This window comes from Haloferax sp. S2CR25 (genome assembly GCF_031624535.1).
In the GTDB taxonomy this organism is placed as follows: domain Archaea; phylum Halobacteriota; class Halobacteria; order Halobacteriales; family Haloferacaceae; genus Haloferax; species Haloferax massiliensis.
In genome coordinates this window covers 58,120-72,292 of record NZ_JAMQOO010000010.1, presented here as the reverse complement: position 1 = coordinate 72,292, position 14,173 = coordinate 58,120, and the positions used below count along the sequence as shown (strand labels likewise).

Annotated in this window: 11 protein-coding genes; 8 read left to right on the top strand and 3 right to left on the bottom strand. The window is 67.8% G+C overall.

What is annotated here, in order from left to right; all coding sequences use genetic code 11:
• Positions 1-41: 41 nt before the first annotated feature.
• Entirely contained in the window at positions 42-1,193 is a 1,152-nt protein-coding gene (gene dgoD / locus NDI65_RS18335) for a galactonate dehydratase (protein WP_042661876.1), read from the bottom strand.
• Between the two features lie 145 nt (positions 1,194-1,338).
• Here dgoD and NDI65_RS18330 point away from each other — a divergent pair, with 145 nt between their 5' ends.
• The 7 genes from NDI65_RS18330 to NDI65_RS18300 all read left to right on the top strand — a co-directional run bounded on the left by NDI65_RS18330 (position 1,339) and on the right by NDI65_RS18300 (position 9,874).
• On the top strand, positions 1,339-2,682 hold the full coding sequence (locus tag NDI65_RS18330; protein ID WP_089780603.1) for a class II aldolase/adducin family protein: 1,344 nt from the start codon (positions 1,339-1,341) through the stop codon (positions 2,680-2,682).
• A 211-nt stretch (positions 2,683-2,893) separates the two neighbouring features.
• The gene (gene glpA, locus NDI65_RS18325) at positions 2,894-4,585 is read left to right on the top strand and encodes an anaerobic glycerol-3-phosphate dehydrogenase subunit GlpA (protein WP_310894069.1); all 1,692 of its coding nucleotides are present in this window, start codon (positions 2,894-2,896) and stop codon (positions 4,583-4,585) included.
• Complete coding sequence (gene glpB / locus NDI65_RS18320; RefSeq protein WP_089780607.1) at positions 4,575-5,933, top strand: glycerol-3-phosphate dehydrogenase subunit GlpB; 1,359 nt, start codon at positions 4,575-4,577, stop codon at positions 5,931-5,933. Before glpA ends, glpB begins: the two co-directional genes overlap by 11 nt.
• 100 nt (positions 5,934-6,033) lie before the next feature.
• On the top strand, positions 6,034-7,470 hold the full coding sequence (locus tag NDI65_RS18315) for an anaerobic glycerol-3-phosphate dehydrogenase subunit C (RefSeq protein WP_089780609.1): 1,437 nt from the start codon (positions 6,034-6,036) through the stop codon (positions 7,468-7,470).
• Between the two features lie 66 nt (positions 7,471-7,536).
• Positions 7,537-7,980: a heme-binding protein gene (locus NDI65_RS18310; RefSeq protein WP_089780611.1), complete on the top strand. Its 444-nt coding sequence runs from the start codon at positions 7,537-7,539 to the stop codon at positions 7,978-7,980.
• Positions 7,981-8,229: 249 nt separating this feature from the next.
• Complete coding sequence (locus tag NDI65_RS18305) at positions 8,230-8,943, top strand: ThuA domain-containing protein (RefSeq protein ID WP_089780613.1); 714 nt, start codon at positions 8,230-8,232, stop codon at positions 8,941-8,943.
• A gap of 127 nt (positions 8,944-9,070) precedes the next feature.
• A complete protein-coding gene (locus tag NDI65_RS18300) occupies positions 9,071-9,874 on the top strand; it encodes an inositol monophosphatase (protein WP_042663097.1) in 804 nt (267 codons plus the stop codon).
• 187 nt (positions 9,875-10,061) lie between these two features.
• Here NDI65_RS18300 and NDI65_RS18295 read toward each other — a convergent pair whose 3' ends face one another.
• Together NDI65_RS18295 and NDI65_RS18290 are read right to left on the bottom strand one after the other, a co-directional pair.
• Positions 10,062-11,141 carry a hypothetical protein gene (locus tag NDI65_RS18295; RefSeq protein WP_089780615.1) on the bottom strand — a complete coding sequence of 360 codons (1,080 nt, stop codon included), beginning with the start codon at positions 11,139-11,141 and terminating at the stop codon, positions 10,062-10,064.
• Complete coding sequence (locus NDI65_RS18290) at positions 11,134-12,726, bottom strand: FGGY-family carbohydrate kinase (RefSeq protein ID WP_042663101.1); 1,593 nt, start codon at positions 12,724-12,726, stop codon at positions 11,134-11,136. Before NDI65_RS18290 ends, NDI65_RS18295 begins: the two co-directional genes overlap by 8 nt.
• Before the next feature lie 745 nt (positions 12,727-13,471).
• Between NDI65_RS18290 and NDI65_RS18285 the strand changes: the two genes are divergently transcribed.
• Positions 13,472-14,122 (top strand): ribonuclease HI family protein, encoded by a 651-nt coding sequence (locus NDI65_RS18285; RefSeq protein WP_089780616.1) that lies wholly within the window; start codon positions 13,472-13,474, stop codon positions 14,120-14,122.
• Positions 14,123-14,173: the final 51 nt, after the last annotated feature.

Sequence of the window (14,173 nt, the reverse complement as noted above, 5' to 3'; positions counted from 1 at the left end):
ATAAAAGTATTCACTATCGCCGAATCGGCCGCGTCGGTGGCTCACCACTCGGCGACGCTCCCGTCCTCGTGGTACCATATCGGGCTCTGCCAGTCGACGCGGGACTGCGCGTGCTCGCGGACGGCCTCCTCGTCTATCTCCACACCGAGGCCGGGGGCGTCGGGAGCGGAGACGAAGCCGTCGTCGAAGCCGAAGACGGCGGGGTCGTCGAGGTACGCGAGGAGGTCGTTCCCGTCGGCGCGGTGGATTTCGAGGTTCTGCGCCTGCGCGATGGCGTTCGGGAGCACCATGTCGAGGTGGAGACAGGAGGCGAACGAAATCGGCCCCAGCGGGCAGTGAAGCGAGACGAGCACGTCTTTGGACTCGGCCGCCGTGGCTATCTTGCGGACCTCAGAGATGCCCCCGGCGTGAGACGGGGAGGGCTGAAGCACGTCGATGGCGTCGAGTTCCAGCGTTCGCTCGAAGTCCCAGCGGGAGTACAGGCGCTCGCCCGTCGCGAGGGGGACCTTGGTCCGGTTCTCGATGCGCGGCAGGGAGCGCGCGTGTTCGGGGAGGACGGGCTCCTCGTAGAACATCGGATCGAGCGGGTCGAGTTCGTCGGCGACCCATTTCGCCATCCCGGTCGTGATGCGCCCGCGGAAGTCGACGACGATGTCCACGTCGGCTCCGACCTCGGACCGGACGGCTTCGAGGCGCTCGCGGACCCGAGCCACCGCCGCCGGGGAGTCGATGCGGTCTAGCTGCGAGACGGCGGAGAGCTTCAGGCAGTCGTAGCCGCGGTCGACCTCCTCGGCCGCGGCGCGCGCGATGGCCTCGGGCGTCTCGCCGCCGACCCACTGGTAGACCGGAATCCGGTCGCGGGCCTTCCCCCCGAGGAGGTCGTAGACGGGCGCGCCGTAGTGTTTCCCTTTGATGTCCCACAGCGCCTGGTCGATACCGCCGATGGCGCTCATGAGAACCGGGCCGCCCCGGAAGTGCCGCCCGCGGTACATCGCCTGCCAGTGGCGCTCGATTTCGAGCGGGTCGGTCCCGAGGAGGTAGTTGTCGATCATCTCCTCGACGGCCGCCTTCGTCGTCTTCGCGTAGCCCTCCACGATTGGCTCCCCCCACCCGCAGACGCCCGCGTCGGTTTCGAGCTTGAGGAAGACCCACCGGGGCGGGACTTCGAACAGTTCGTACCCGGTTATTTCCATGCGCGAACCGACGACCCGCGGTCGTAAAGTAGTTTGTCCGACTGCGGCGGTCGGCCCGCGACGAACGCCGGGAAAACACGGGTCGCGTCGGACCGTCGCTGTCGCAACCCCTAGAATTATCTCCCCCCATCTGGATAGAACAATCATGACGGTGAACGAACCTCAGCGTCTAGTCAGTACGCTCGGCAAGCGCATGCTGGCAGACGGCCTCACGAAGGGAACCGGCGGAAACGTCAGCGTCAGAGCGGACGACGGAACCGTCGCCATCAGTCCCTCGGGGATGCCCTACGACGAAATCGAACCCGAGGACGTACCGATTCTCGACATCGACGGCGAACGGGTCGCCGGCGACCGCAAGCCATCGAGCGAGTTCCGCATGCACACGGACGTGCTCCGCCAGCGCGAGGACGTGGGCGCGGTGGTCCACAACCACTCCCCGTACGCCAGCACCTTCGCCAGTATCGACGAACCAGTCGGCCCCTCGCACTACCTCATCGCGTTCATCGGCGACGAGATTCCCGTGGCGAGTTACGAGACCTACGGGACCGCCGAACTCGCCGACGTGGCGGTGGAGACGTTGGGCGACGACTACAACGCCTGTCTCCTCGAAAACCACGGCGTCCTCGCCACCGGCGCGACCGCCGAGGAGGCGTACGAGGTGGCGCTCATGGTCGAGTACTGCGCCCGCATCCACTATCAGGCGCGCAGCGTCGGCGAGCCCTCGCTGCTCCCCGACGAGGAAATCGACACCCTCCTCGACCGCTTCGCCGACTACGGGCAGACGCAGTCGGCCGACGAGGACGGGTCGGAACCGACCGGCGACGACCGCGTCCCCGCCGACCGACTGTCAGACCTCGCGTCGCACCGCTCGGCGGTCAGCGAGTTCGGCCGCGAGATGCTCCATCAGGGCCTGACCGAGGGGACCGGCGGCAACATCAGCGCGCAGGCCGACGACCTCGTCGCCATCAGTCCCTCGGGGATGCCCTACGACGAAATCGAACCCGAGGACGTGCCCGTCGTCACGCTGGACGGCGAGTGGGTCGCCGGCGACCGCAAGCCGTCGAGCGAGGTCCGCATGCACGCCGGCATCCTCCGCGAGCGCGACGACGCGGGCGCGGTGGTCCACAACCACTCCCCGTACGCCAGCACCTTCGCGAGCCTCGGCGAGCCGATTCCGGCCTCGCACTACCTCATCGCCTTTGCCGGCGACGAGATACCCGTCGCGGGCTACGAGACCTACGGGACGCAGGGACTGGCCGACCTCGCGCTGGAGGCGCTGGGCGACGACTACAACGCCTGTCTCCTCGAAAACCACGGCGTCGTCGCCGTCGGCGACTCCGTCGCGGAGGCGTACGAGGTGGCGCTCATGGTCGAGTACTGCGCCCGCATCCACTACCAGGCGCTCAACATCGGCGAGCCCTCGCTGCTCCCTGGCGAGGAAATCGACACCCTCCTCGACCGCTTCGCCGACTACGGACAGGACCACTAAACGGGCCGCTCTCGGCGCAACCGTCGAGTCGGCGCTCCGGGGAGTCGGTGCTCCGGCGAGTCGCAGGTCACAGCCCGGAGCGCCGCCGAATCGAGACCCCGTGTCGCGGAGGGCACGCGAGCGATGCCGTCGCCGCGTCCGACCCGCGACCGCGGAAAATTCGGTGAGCACAACAATTATTACGTCGCTTCCCATGGTCTTTCATAATTATATGAGCCACTCAGTCGTCGTTATCGGCGGTGGAGCCACCGGTACGGGGACCGCCCGCGACCTCGCGATGCGCGGCTTCGACGTGACGCTCGTGGAGCGGGGGAACCTGACCGAGGGGACGACCGGGCGCACCCACGGCCACCTCCACAGCGGGGCCCGCTACGCGGTGTCGGACAAAGAGAGCGCCGTCGACTGCATGCGGGAAAACCGGGTGCTCCACCGCATCGCTGGCCACTGTATCGAGGACACCGGCGGGCTGTTCGTCCAGTTAGAGGGCGACTCCGACGACTACTTCGAACGGAAGTTGGCCGGGTGTGCGGAGTGCGACATCCCGACCGAGGTCATCTCGGGCGAGGAGGCGCGGCGGCGCGAACCCTACCTCACCGACGCGGTCGAGCGCGCCATCTGGGTCCCCGACGGCGCGGTCGACCCGTTCCGCCTCTGCGTGGCGAACGCCGCGAGCGCCGTCGAGCACGGCGCGCGCATCGAGACGCACGCGGAGGTCGTCGACCTCGTCGTCGAGGGGGGGCGGGTGGCCGGCGTCGAAGTCGAGCGGCGAGGGCCGAACCACCGCGGCGAGGGCGCGGCGGGCGACACCGAGACGTTCGAGGCGGACTACGTCGTCAGCGCGACCGGCGCGTGGGCGGGACAGTTGGCGGCGATGGCCGGCGTCGACCTCGAAATGGCGATTTCGAAGGGCGCGATGGTCGTCACCAACGTCCGGCAGTTGGACACGGTCATCAACCGCTGTCTCCCGAAGGGCGAGGGCGACACCATCATCCCCCACGAAACGACGGTCCTGCTCGGCGCAAACGACGACCCGGTGGACGACCCCGACGACTACCCCGAAGAGCAGTGGGAAGTGGACATGATGATAAACGTCGCCTCCGAGATGGTTCCGGTGGTCGCCGACGCCCGCATGATACGCGCCTACTGGGGCGTCAGACCGCTGTACGACCCGAACCCGGAGTCGACGACCGACCCCGGCGACGTGACGCGGAACTACTTCGTGCTCGACCACGCCGAGCGCGACGGAGTCGGGGGGTTCGCCTCCGTCGTCGGCGGCAAGCTCACCACCTACCGAGAGATGGCGGAGTCCGTCGGCGACCACGTCTGCGAGGTACTGGGCGTCGAAGAACCGTGCCGGACGGACGAGGTCCCGCTCCCCGGGAGCGCCGACCCCTCGGCGCTCGACGAGTACATGGACGAGTTCGACCTGCGCTCGCCCATCGCCCGCAGGAGCGGTCAGCGACTCGGCGACCGGGCCCCCGAGGTGCTCGACATCGACGGGCCGAACCCGACGCTCTGCGAGTGCGAGGCCGTCACCCGCGCCGAGGTCAGAGACGCCATCGACCAGGTCGGCGCGGACCTCAACGGGGTCCGCCTCCGGACCCGCGCGTCGATGGGGAACTGTCAGGGCGGCTTCTGTAGCCATCGGCTGGGAGCCGAACTCTATCCCGACCACGGAGCCGAGGCCGCCCGCGACGCCGTCGACGAACTGTATCAGGAGCGCTGGAAGGGCCAGCGTCACGCCCTCTGGGGCGAACAGCTCTCGCAGGCCATGCTCAACGCCATGCTCCACGCGACGACGATGAATCACGACGCGAATCACGTCGTCGGCGACGAGAACATCGAGTACCGCGCCTTCGACGGGGGGCGGACCGCGGTTCCGGAGGGCAGCCATGGCGATTGAGAGCGACGTGCTCGTCGTCGGCGGCGGACTCGCCGGGATGGCGAGCGCGGTCGCGGCCGCCCGCGAGGGCGCGACGGTCAGACTGGTCTCCCACAAGAAGACGACGCTCCGACAGGCGTCGGGGCTGGTCGACGCCCTCGGCTACGTGCCGTCCCGGGACTCGGCGGTCGAGGGGACGGACTACGTCTCCCAAGAGCGCGCGGACTTCCGAGAAGTGCGGTCGAACCGGGACGCCTACCGGGGACCGCTCGTCAGACCGACCGACGGATTCGACGACCTCCCGGCGGACCACCCCTACTCGCTCGTCGGCGAGTCCGCCCTGCGAGACGGCCTCGCGCTGTTCGACGACCTCACGGGCGACGCGTATCTCGGCGGCCACACGGAGCGAAACGCGCTCGTGCCGACGTTCGGCGGCGCGGTGAAGCCGACAGCGCGATACCCGCGCGCCGCGGCCGCGGGGCTGGCGAGCGACGACCGCCCGATGCTCGTCGTCGGTTTCCGGTCGTTCACGGACTTCGACGCCCGCATGCTCGCGGACTCGCTTGAGGCCGCGGGCGTTCCGTTTCCCGTCGCCGGCGTCGAAGTCGAGTTCGCCGAGGAGTTCCGGGCTGACGCGCCGGTGACGCGAATTGCGAAGGCGCTGGACCACGACGAGCGCCTCGACGGGACTCCGGCGAGGCGGGCGCTCGCGGACGCCGTGAAGCCGTACGTCGACCGCGCGGAGCGCGTGGGCTTTCCGGCCGTGCTCGGCGACGACCGCGCCGACGCGGTTCGGGCGGCGCTCTCGGAGCGACTCGGCGTCGACGTGTTCGAGATTCCGATGGGACCGCCGAGCCTCCCCGGCCTCCGGCTGGAGGACCGGCTCTACGACGCGCTCGACGCCGAGGGCGTCCTGTACGAGACCGGAAACCCCGTCGTCGGCTACGAGACCGACGGCGACTCGGGGCACGTCGACGCGGTGCTCGTCGACCGGAAGGGCCGAGAGGTACCGTACGGGGCCGACTCGTTCGTCCTCGCGACCGGCGGCCTCGTCGGCAAGGGCCTCGACTCCGACCGGACGGCGGTCAGAGAGCCCGTGTTCGACTGTCGCGTCCCCCAGCCGTCGGACCGCTACGACTGGTTCGTCGACGACGCGTTCGGGGCGCATCCCTACGCCCGTTTCGGCGTCGAACCGGACGCCGAGATGCGGCCGCTCGCCGCCGACGGAACGCCGGAGTTCGGGAACCTCTACGCCGCCGGCGCGGTGGTCGGCGGCGCGGACGCCGCCCGGGAGAAGTCCGCCGCCGGCGTCTCTCTCGCCACGGGCGTCGTCGCGGGACGCAACGCCGCGAAGAGACTCGGCGACTGACGGCGAGTCGACCGACGATGGAGACTGGACGACCGAACCGGACCGACCGAACGACAACAGACGGCCGAACGACGCCGGACGCGACCCACCACACGAGACTATGACAGCGACCGACGACGGAGACCGAACGACCGAACCGAACCGGACGAACAGCCGCGACCAGGCGACCGAGAGAGACAGAACGGCCGAGGAGGGGAAACAGCGACGGACCGACGGGGAACGACGAGTCACCGACGGCGGCGTCGCGGCCGCGTCAGCCCCCGAGAGTGCCGAGTACGACACCGACCCGGAACTGACCGACGTGTTCGAGGAGGGTGACCTCGACCTCCGCGCGGGCGCGGACGACTGCTACAAATGCACCGCCTGCGACACGTCCTGCCCGGTCGCCGAGGTGGACGAGGAGTTCCCCGGACCGAAGTTCCAAGGGCCGGAGCAGTGGCGACTCAAGCGCAAAGGGGACGCCGACATCGACGACTCCGTCATGTCGTGTTCGAACTGCATGCGCTGTGACTCGGCGTGCCCGTCGAGCGTCCCGCTCAGCCAGATGCACAACGAGGCCCGCGGCGAGTACGTGAGCGAGCAGATGAGCGCGCTCTCGCGGGAGTACGTCCGCAACCGTATCCTCGCCAACTACCGGACCTCGGCGGCGGTCGCGTCGGCGGTTCCGCGACTCGCGAACTTCGCCATGAACTTCGGTCCGGCGCGCTGGGCGATGGAGAAACTGCTGGGCGTCACCGCCGAACGCGACTTCCCAGAGTTCGCGTCGCAGACGTTCCGGGAGTGGTGGCGCGAACGCGGCGGGGCGCGGGTGGAGAACCCCGAAAAGCGGGTCGCCTACTTCCACGGCTGTTACGCCAACTACAACACGCCGGAGGTGGCGAAGGCGATGGTCCGCGTCTTCGAGCAGTTCGGTTACGAGGTCCTCGTCCCGCCGCAGGGGTGCTCGGGGACGCCGATGTTCGCGAACGGCATGCTCGACGACGCCCGGCGACACGCCGAGACGAACGTCGAACACCTCGCGGCCGCGCTGGCGGACGGCGCGGACGTCATCGCGTCGTGTACCTCCTGTTCGCTGTCGCTTCGGCAGGAGTACCCCGAACTGTTCGACATCGACGGTATCGAGGACGTCTCGGACAACGCGTTCGAGGCGCTGGAGTACCTCCGCATCCACGAGGACCTGCGGGGTGCGCTGGCCGACGCCGAACTCGACGGGGAGTCGTTCGGCTACCACGGACCGTGCCACGCTCGCAATCAGGGGCTCCACCGGCAGGTCGTCGAACTGTTCCGCGACGTCGACGGCGTCGAAATCGAGGACGTGGGCGACTCCTGTTCCGGCATCTCCGGCACCTACGGCTGGAAGGAAGAGAAGTACGACAAGTCGATGAAAATCGGCGAGGAGATGTTCGACCACATGCGTCACGCCGAGGGCGACGCGGGCATCACCGAGTGTCCCACCTGCGCGATGCAGATGGAACACGGCACTGGCTACGAGATTCGCCACCCGCTCGAACTGCTCGAAGACGCGCTCGTCGAGTGACGGCTTGGGAAAATCCGACGAAAAATGACCGGGATTTATGTGTCCGCGTGCGGGGGTTACGCACGCATGGTGGAAGCAATCCCGCTAGACGTAGCAACGCAGTTGATCGAAGCGGCCGAGGGCCGGGCCGACGAAATCGAGAACCCGATGGTCGTCACGGTCGCCAACAGCGAGGGGAACCTCATCGCGCAGCACCGGATGGACGGCGCGTGGCTCGCCTCCGTCAGTATCTCGCGCAACAAGGCGTACACGTCCGCCGCGCTCGACATGCCGACGCACGAACTCGCCGAGGCGTCCGAGCCGGGGAACTCGCTGTACGGGCTGGACACGCGGGACGACGGTCGGATGGTCGTCTTCGGCGGCGGCTACCCGCTCGAACGCGACGGCGAAGTCGTCGGCGCGATCGGCGTCTCCGGCGGCGCCGTCTCGCAGGACCGCGACGTCGCCGAGGCCGGCGTCGAGCGCTGGACCGAACTCGTCGAGGCGGACGCGGTTCCGAGCGACGACTGAGCCGTTCCGAGGAAACGCGAGCGACTGACGACTGACCGCGGGAGCGACCGGACTCGGAGGTCGACACCCGGCGTCGAACGCGACCCTGAGACGCGACCGGTCCGAGTCGTGACCGCGGTTCGAGAACGCTCACGCAGGCACCCACGGGGCGTCTGTCCCGCCTCGCTTTTCGAGACCGCCGCGGCGGCGGTTACAGTCCACATGTCGATATTCCGGAGGTTTTAGACCGGGTGCGCGCGTAGTGGACCTATGGTATCCGTGACCGTATGGAACGAGTACGTACAGGAGCGAACGGACGAGGAAGTCGCCGCGGTCTACCCCGACGGCATCCACGCGGTGCTCGCCGAGGCCCTCGAATCGCGGGGTCACGACGTGCGTGTCGCGACGTTCGACGAACCTGACCACGGCCTCACCGATGCGGTGCTCGACGACACCGACGCGTTGGTCTGGTGGGGCCACAAGGCCCACCAGGCGGTCGAAGACGCGGTCGTCGAGCGGGTCTGCGAGCACGTCTACGACGGCATGGGGTTCGTCCCGCTGCACTCCGCGCACTTCTCGAAGGCGTTCAAGCGACTGATGGGCACGCCCTGTTCGCTCCGGTACCGCGAGTCCGGCGAGCGAGAGCGGGTGTGGGTGGTCGACCCCGGCCATCCCATCGCCGACGGCCTCGACGAGTCCTTTGTCGTCCCGGAGACGGAGATGTACGGCGAACCGTTCGCGGTCCCCGAGCCCGACCGTCTGGTGTTCGCGTCGTGGTTCGAGGGCGGCGAGGTGTTCCGCTCCGGCTGTTGCTACCGGCGCGGTAGCGGTCGGATATTCTACTTCCGGCCCGGCCACGAGACCTACCCGGTGTACGAGGTTCCCGTCGTGCGAGAGGTGCTCGACAACGCGGTCAGATGGGCAGCCGCGGGCGTTGACGAGGCGGTTCCGACGGTGAACCGCGCGGTCGACCCGGTCGAGTGAGCGGCGCGGCCGAGGGTGCTCGGGTCGTCACGGGATGGAACGGAGCGAGACGGAACGGGACGAACCGAATTCGGGAAGGAACGACCGCCGTCCGAGGTTTTTTCTCGCCGTGAACGGATAGCCGGGTATGGAAAAGCGCTCGCGCGAAGCAGTCGCGGTAGAGGCCGCAGAGACCGGGGCGGAGTACGCCTTCGAACACTTCAGAACGGACTTCGATATCGAACAGAAGGGCGACAAGACCGACCTCGTGACCGAAATCGACCGCGAGACCCAGCGTCGGGTCATCTCGACGATTCGGGAGCGGTTCCCGGACGACGCCGTCGTCGGCGAGGAGGAAGACGAGCGAAAGACCGTGCCGGAGTCGGGCTACGCGTGGGTCATCGACCCCATCGACGGGACGCAGAACTTCACCCGCGGGACGAACGCGTGGGTGACGAGCGTCGCCATCGTCGAGGACATGGAACCGCTGGCCGCCGTCAACGTCGCGCCGGCGACGGGCGACACGTACGTCGCGACCGGCGGGGAAATCGAACGCAACGGTCGCCCGATAACCGTGAACGACGAACGCGATATCGAGGCGTTCATCGTCGCCTCGACGCTCCGGTTCGGACCCGAGGACCGCCCCGCGGTCGAGACGCTCGCCGGCGAGATATTCGGCCGGTTCGGCGAACTCCGCCGAATCGGAACCACGCAGTTGACGCTCTCGCGGGTCGCCGACGGCTCGATAGACGCGGTCGTCGGCCTCGACGAGCACCCCAACGCGTGGGACACGGTCGCCGGCGTACACCACGTTCGGCGGGCTGGCGGTGTCGTGACGGACATTCGCGGAAACGAGTGGTTGCCGGGACGCCCCGGACTGGTCGCGTCGAACGGTCGGGCCCACGAAGAGGTGCTCGAAACAGCGCAGGCGGCGTTCGAAGCGATTCACTGACGTCGAAGCGGTCGTCTATGCGGGGAGCCGTTCGCGGTGTGCGGACTGGGAGCGGTAGTCCGTCGGTGCCCGTCGGTCGAGAGCGGTCGGGTCTGGTGCGTCGGTCGGGTCTGGTGTATCGGTCGAGTCGTCGTCTCAGTCGAGTCGTCGTCTCAGTCGAGTCTCGCGGCCGGTGGGCGGGCGTCGGTCACAGCGGCGGCACCCACGAGGTGTGCGGGAACACGCCGAGCGCGCCGAGGACCGCGACGAGGAACGTCCCGAAGACGATGGCCGCGGCCGGCGGGTCGAAGTGCGTGTCTCCGTGCGCGTAGAAGACGCGCTGGAAGAGTTCGCCGAACAGCGCGCAGACGAGGCCCATGCCCGCGCCGACGAGGACCACCTCGGCGAGCGGCAGTGAACTCACCGCCGCGCCCTCGGGGGCCATCGCGAAAACCGCCGTGCTCGCGGGGAGCGTGATGTGATGGGTGACGGGGAAGTGCTCCAAGCCGATGCTCAAGAAGATGAGCGAGACGGCGCTGATGCCGAACCCGAGGTAGACGCTGCCCGTCGCGTACCCGAGGTACGCCCCGAGCACGCCGACGACGAGTCCGAGCAGAGAGACGTTCAGCCACTTGTACTGCTGCGGCAGCCACGGCTCGACGAGGAACCGGGTCGCCGGCCCCGACTGCGGTTGCCCGCCGTCGGTGGCGGCCTGGGGCGCGTCGCGGAACCGTTCTTCGACGAACGGGCGCATGTTGAGCCGCCCCTCCGCGGACTGGCCGACGAGGTCGTAGCCGAACGCGACGCGGTGGAGCGCCGCCGAGAGGACGACGGCCATCGCGACGGGGTCCCACGGCGCGGCGAACGCGACCATGACCTGCGTCATCAGGTAGCCGGCGATACCGAACAGTCCGCCGACGAGGAGCACGTCCGGTTTCGTGCCGAACGCGTAGTTGATGTTCTTCGCGGGGTGGTAGTCGAACTCCGCGTCCATGTACCCCCGCTTGGCGGCGTAGGCGGAGGCGGCGGCCCCCGCGGCGAAGCTGATGTGCGGGCCGAAGACCGGACCGAACGCGACCGACCCGGTGAGGCCGAGCGCGCTCAGTTGCGCCGGGTCGGCGTTCGTGGCAGCGGCGACGGCCTCGGTCGCGAGGTTGCCGGCCTCGCCCGCGATAACGAGGAAGCCGGTGAAGATGAAGGCGGGTTGACCGCCGATTGCGGCGCCGAACGCGCCGCCGGCGAAGGCGGCGACGAGCATGCCGAAAGAGAGGAACGACAGGTCAATCATCGTATCCCCCTTTCACGGTGTCCTTGCCGACGACGGTCTTCTTGTTCGGTCTCGCGCCCGCGGACTGCGACATGTAGCGGAGGTCCTCCAGCGCCTCGACGCGCTCGTCCCAGACCGCGAACGTCGCCTCGTAGGCATCGGTGTACACGTCGTACCAGCGGCTGTACTGCTGGACTTTCTTCGGCCGCGGTTCGAACGACTGCGAGACGGACGACGTGGTGGCCGCCGCGCCGGGGAGGTCGTCGTAGGCACCCGTGCCGACGCCGGCGAGGAGCGCGGCTCCCTTCGCGCCGAACTCGGTTCCCTCCGGGATGATGATGGTCGCGTTCAGGCAGTCGGCGAACATCTGACACCAGAAGTCCGAGTTCGCGCCGCCGCCGCTGAGATACACCTCGTCGGCGTTCTGCGGGAGGTGCGTGAAACAGTCCCGCATGGCGAGCGAGATGCCCTCGTAGACCGCGCGCACGAGGTGTGCCTGCGTGTGCTCTTGGTTCAGACCCATGAACTGCGCCCGCGCGTTGGGGTTGAGGAAGGGCGCGCGCTCGCCCGCGGAGCTGAGGAACGGGTGGTAGATGAGGCCGTCGGAGCCGACGGGAATCGACTCGACCTCCTCTTCGACGAGGTTGAAACTGCTCTTGTCCATGATCTCCTCGATGGCCCAATCGAGGTTCGGCGTGCCGGTCATCGAGGACATGAACTTGGTCCAGAGCCCGCCCTCGACGCCGAGCGTCAGCAGGATACCCGTCTGCTCGTCGTCGTCGGGGGCCTCGTCGAGAACCGTCTGGTTCACTGAGGTCGTCCCGACGATAGAAGAGCCGTCGCCCGGGTTCGCGGCCCCGCTTCCGAAGGCTGACGCGGCGATATCGATAAAGCCGGAAACGACGGGCGTCCCCTCGGGGAGCCCCGTTTCGACCGCCGCGTTCCGGGTGAGACCGCCGACGACGTCGGTGCCCGGAACGAGGTCGGGGCGCATCTCGCCGACCTCCGGCATTCCGACGACGTCCAGAACCTCGTCGGAGTACTCGGCGGACTCCGATTCGACGTACGGGAGCGACGCGTCGCTCGGGTCCGTGGTGAGTTCGTCGGTGAGCTTGTACTTCAGCCAGTCCTTGCAGTAGAAGACCGTGTCGGCCTCCTCGTAGCGCTCGGGTTCGTTCTCCTTGAGCCACCGGAGGATGACGAGGCTGCTCCCCGGGAACTGGGTGCCGCCGCAGATGTCGTAGACCCGCTCGGAGACTCCCGACTGCTGCCACGCCTGCACGACGGAACTCGCACGGCCGTCGGACCAGAGAATCGCGGGACGGACCGGGTCACCGTCCTCGTCGACGAGCCAACAGCCGTCGCCCTGCCCGGTGACGCCGAGCGCGAGGACCTCGTCGTCGTCGTCCAACTGGTCTTCGACTTCGCTGAGCGTCTGTGCGGTCTTCTTCCACGTCGTCACCATGGACTGCTCCGCCCAGCCGGACTCGGGGCGGTCGACCGCGTTTTCGACGCTGCTCTTGTGTAGCTCCTCGCCGTCGAGCGAGAAGGCGACCGATTTAATCACTGTCGTACCGGCGTCTACGCCGATAATGACTTGCGCCATAATAGACCATTATCATTATCATTCTAATATAGGTTTGGATTGCTGTAGAATTGTGGGCGGGCGGACGCCGCGTTTAGTCTTTTCCCGGTCGTACTCGGTATCGACACAGCATTCACTATTTCCGAATCGGCCGTTGGAGCCGGTCGTAACACCCCAACGTTGCGGGTATTAACGACGGACCCGGACACAGCGATTCAGAACCACCGGGCGAGAGCCAGCGGTTCGAGAGCGACGCGCTTCAGTATGAAGAAACGCGCACCGGCCCAGCGGCACCGATGGGGAGCGAGCGAATTACAGAGCTAATCGCGTAATCTTTGTCCGATACCGGGGCTCCCGCTCCGACTCGCTCGCACTCGGTAGCATCGCACGCCGGACCGTCGCTGTCAGTGCTGTTCGGGCGGTGGTCGGAGTAGGCGGCCGGACTAATCGGCCGGACTAATCGGCCAGCTCAGGTCAGCGCGTTTGAACCCGAGATAGCCGGTGACTAGTGGGATGGCCGCCGAGAGGCAGAGATGGCTGGACCACCAACTTGACGTTCCCTCCGGTTATCGGGGCGCTCGCGTCGGGCATCGTCGGGACGGGCAGGCGGGTTCAATCGATACCTCACTCCCACGACGGAGCACTGAAGGAATTATCCCGCTCGACGACAGAGGTGAGGTATGCAGGTGTTCGACGAACCGACGAACTCACCCGGGAGCGAGGATGGGAGGCCCGGCAACGGAGACCGGAACGAGGTGGTGCCGGCGTGAGCGGAGAACCGCTCCCCTCCGAGCACCTCTCACCGCTCGCCACGCTCGTCGACGAGGTGCTCGCAGGCGTCGGATACGAGATGGCAGTTGCCACTGAACTCATCGACGACGCGGTCCCCGGCTACGGCGGTCTCTTCGACCCCGCGACCACTCCGGCAGAGCTCCGTCAGGCACTCGAAGAGCTACTCTCCTCGGACCTCGGCCGTCCACCCATTTCGGAGCCGACCGACCGCTCGTTCATCCTGTACGTCGATGGTAGCTCGCGCGGCAACCCAGGTCCCGCCGGAGCGGGCGCTGTCGTCATGGACTCGGAAGAAAATCGGCTTGCTCGTCTCGGTCGCCCCGTCGGCTCGCGGGCGGGGAACAACACCGCGGAGTACGTCGCCCTCCAACTCGGTCTCTCCGAGCTGTTGGCCCGCTACGAACCACACAGCGTAGCGGTTCGAATCGACTCGATGACCGTTATCCGCGATATCTGGGGCGGTAACGACCCGACAGAGCCCGGCGTCGAGACGTACAGCGAGGCCATTGCCACGGCGCTGGCACGCGTTCCGAACCACTGGTACGAGCATCTGGCGGACAGCGACCCGAACCCCGCCGACGCGCTGGCGACGGTCGGTTCAGATATCGCAGCCTTTGGACCCTGATAAGAGAACCAGAAGAGAGACACGCCCGGACGGCCCGAGCGCTCTCACAGA

Excerpts from the sequence above, each read along its gene's own strand:
- NDI65_RS18300 (WP_042663097.1), top strand. The coding sequence starts at position 9,071 with ATGGAAAAGCGCTCGCGCGAAGCAGTCGCGGTAGAGGCCGCAGAGACC.
- NDI65_RS18290 (WP_042663101.1), bottom strand. The coding sequence starts at position 12,726 with ATGGCGCAAGTCATTATCGGCGTAGACGCCGGTACGACAGTGATTAAA.
- NDI65_RS18310 (WP_089780611.1), top strand. The coding sequence starts at position 7,537 with ATGGTGGAAGCAATCCCGCTAGACGTAGCAACGCAGTTGATCGAAGCG.
- NDI65_RS18295 (WP_089780615.1), bottom strand. The coding sequence starts at position 11,141 with ATGATTGACCTGTCGTTCCTCTCTTTCGGCATGCTCGTCGCCGCCTTC.
- glpB (WP_089780607.1), top strand. The coding sequence starts at position 4,575 with ATGGCGATTGAGAGCGACGTGCTCGTCGTCGGCGGCGGACTCGCCGGG.
- glpA (WP_310894069.1), top strand. The coding sequence starts at position 2,894 with ATGAGCCACTCAGTCGTCGTTATCGGCGGTGGAGCCACCGGTACGGGG.
- NDI65_RS18330 (WP_089780603.1), top strand. The coding sequence starts at position 1,339 with ATGACGGTGAACGAACCTCAGCGTCTAGTCAGTACGCTCGGCAAGCGC.
- dgoD (WP_042661876.1), bottom strand. The coding sequence starts at position 1,193 with ATGGAAATAACCGGGTACGAACTGTTCGAAGTCCCGCCCCGGTGGGTC.
- NDI65_RS18315 (WP_089780609.1), top strand. The coding sequence starts at position 6,034 with ATGACAGCGACCGACGACGGAGACCGAACGACCGAACCGAACCGGACG.
- NDI65_RS18305 (WP_089780613.1), top strand. The coding sequence starts at position 8,230 with ATGGTATCCGTGACCGTATGGAACGAGTACGTACAGGAGCGAACGGAC.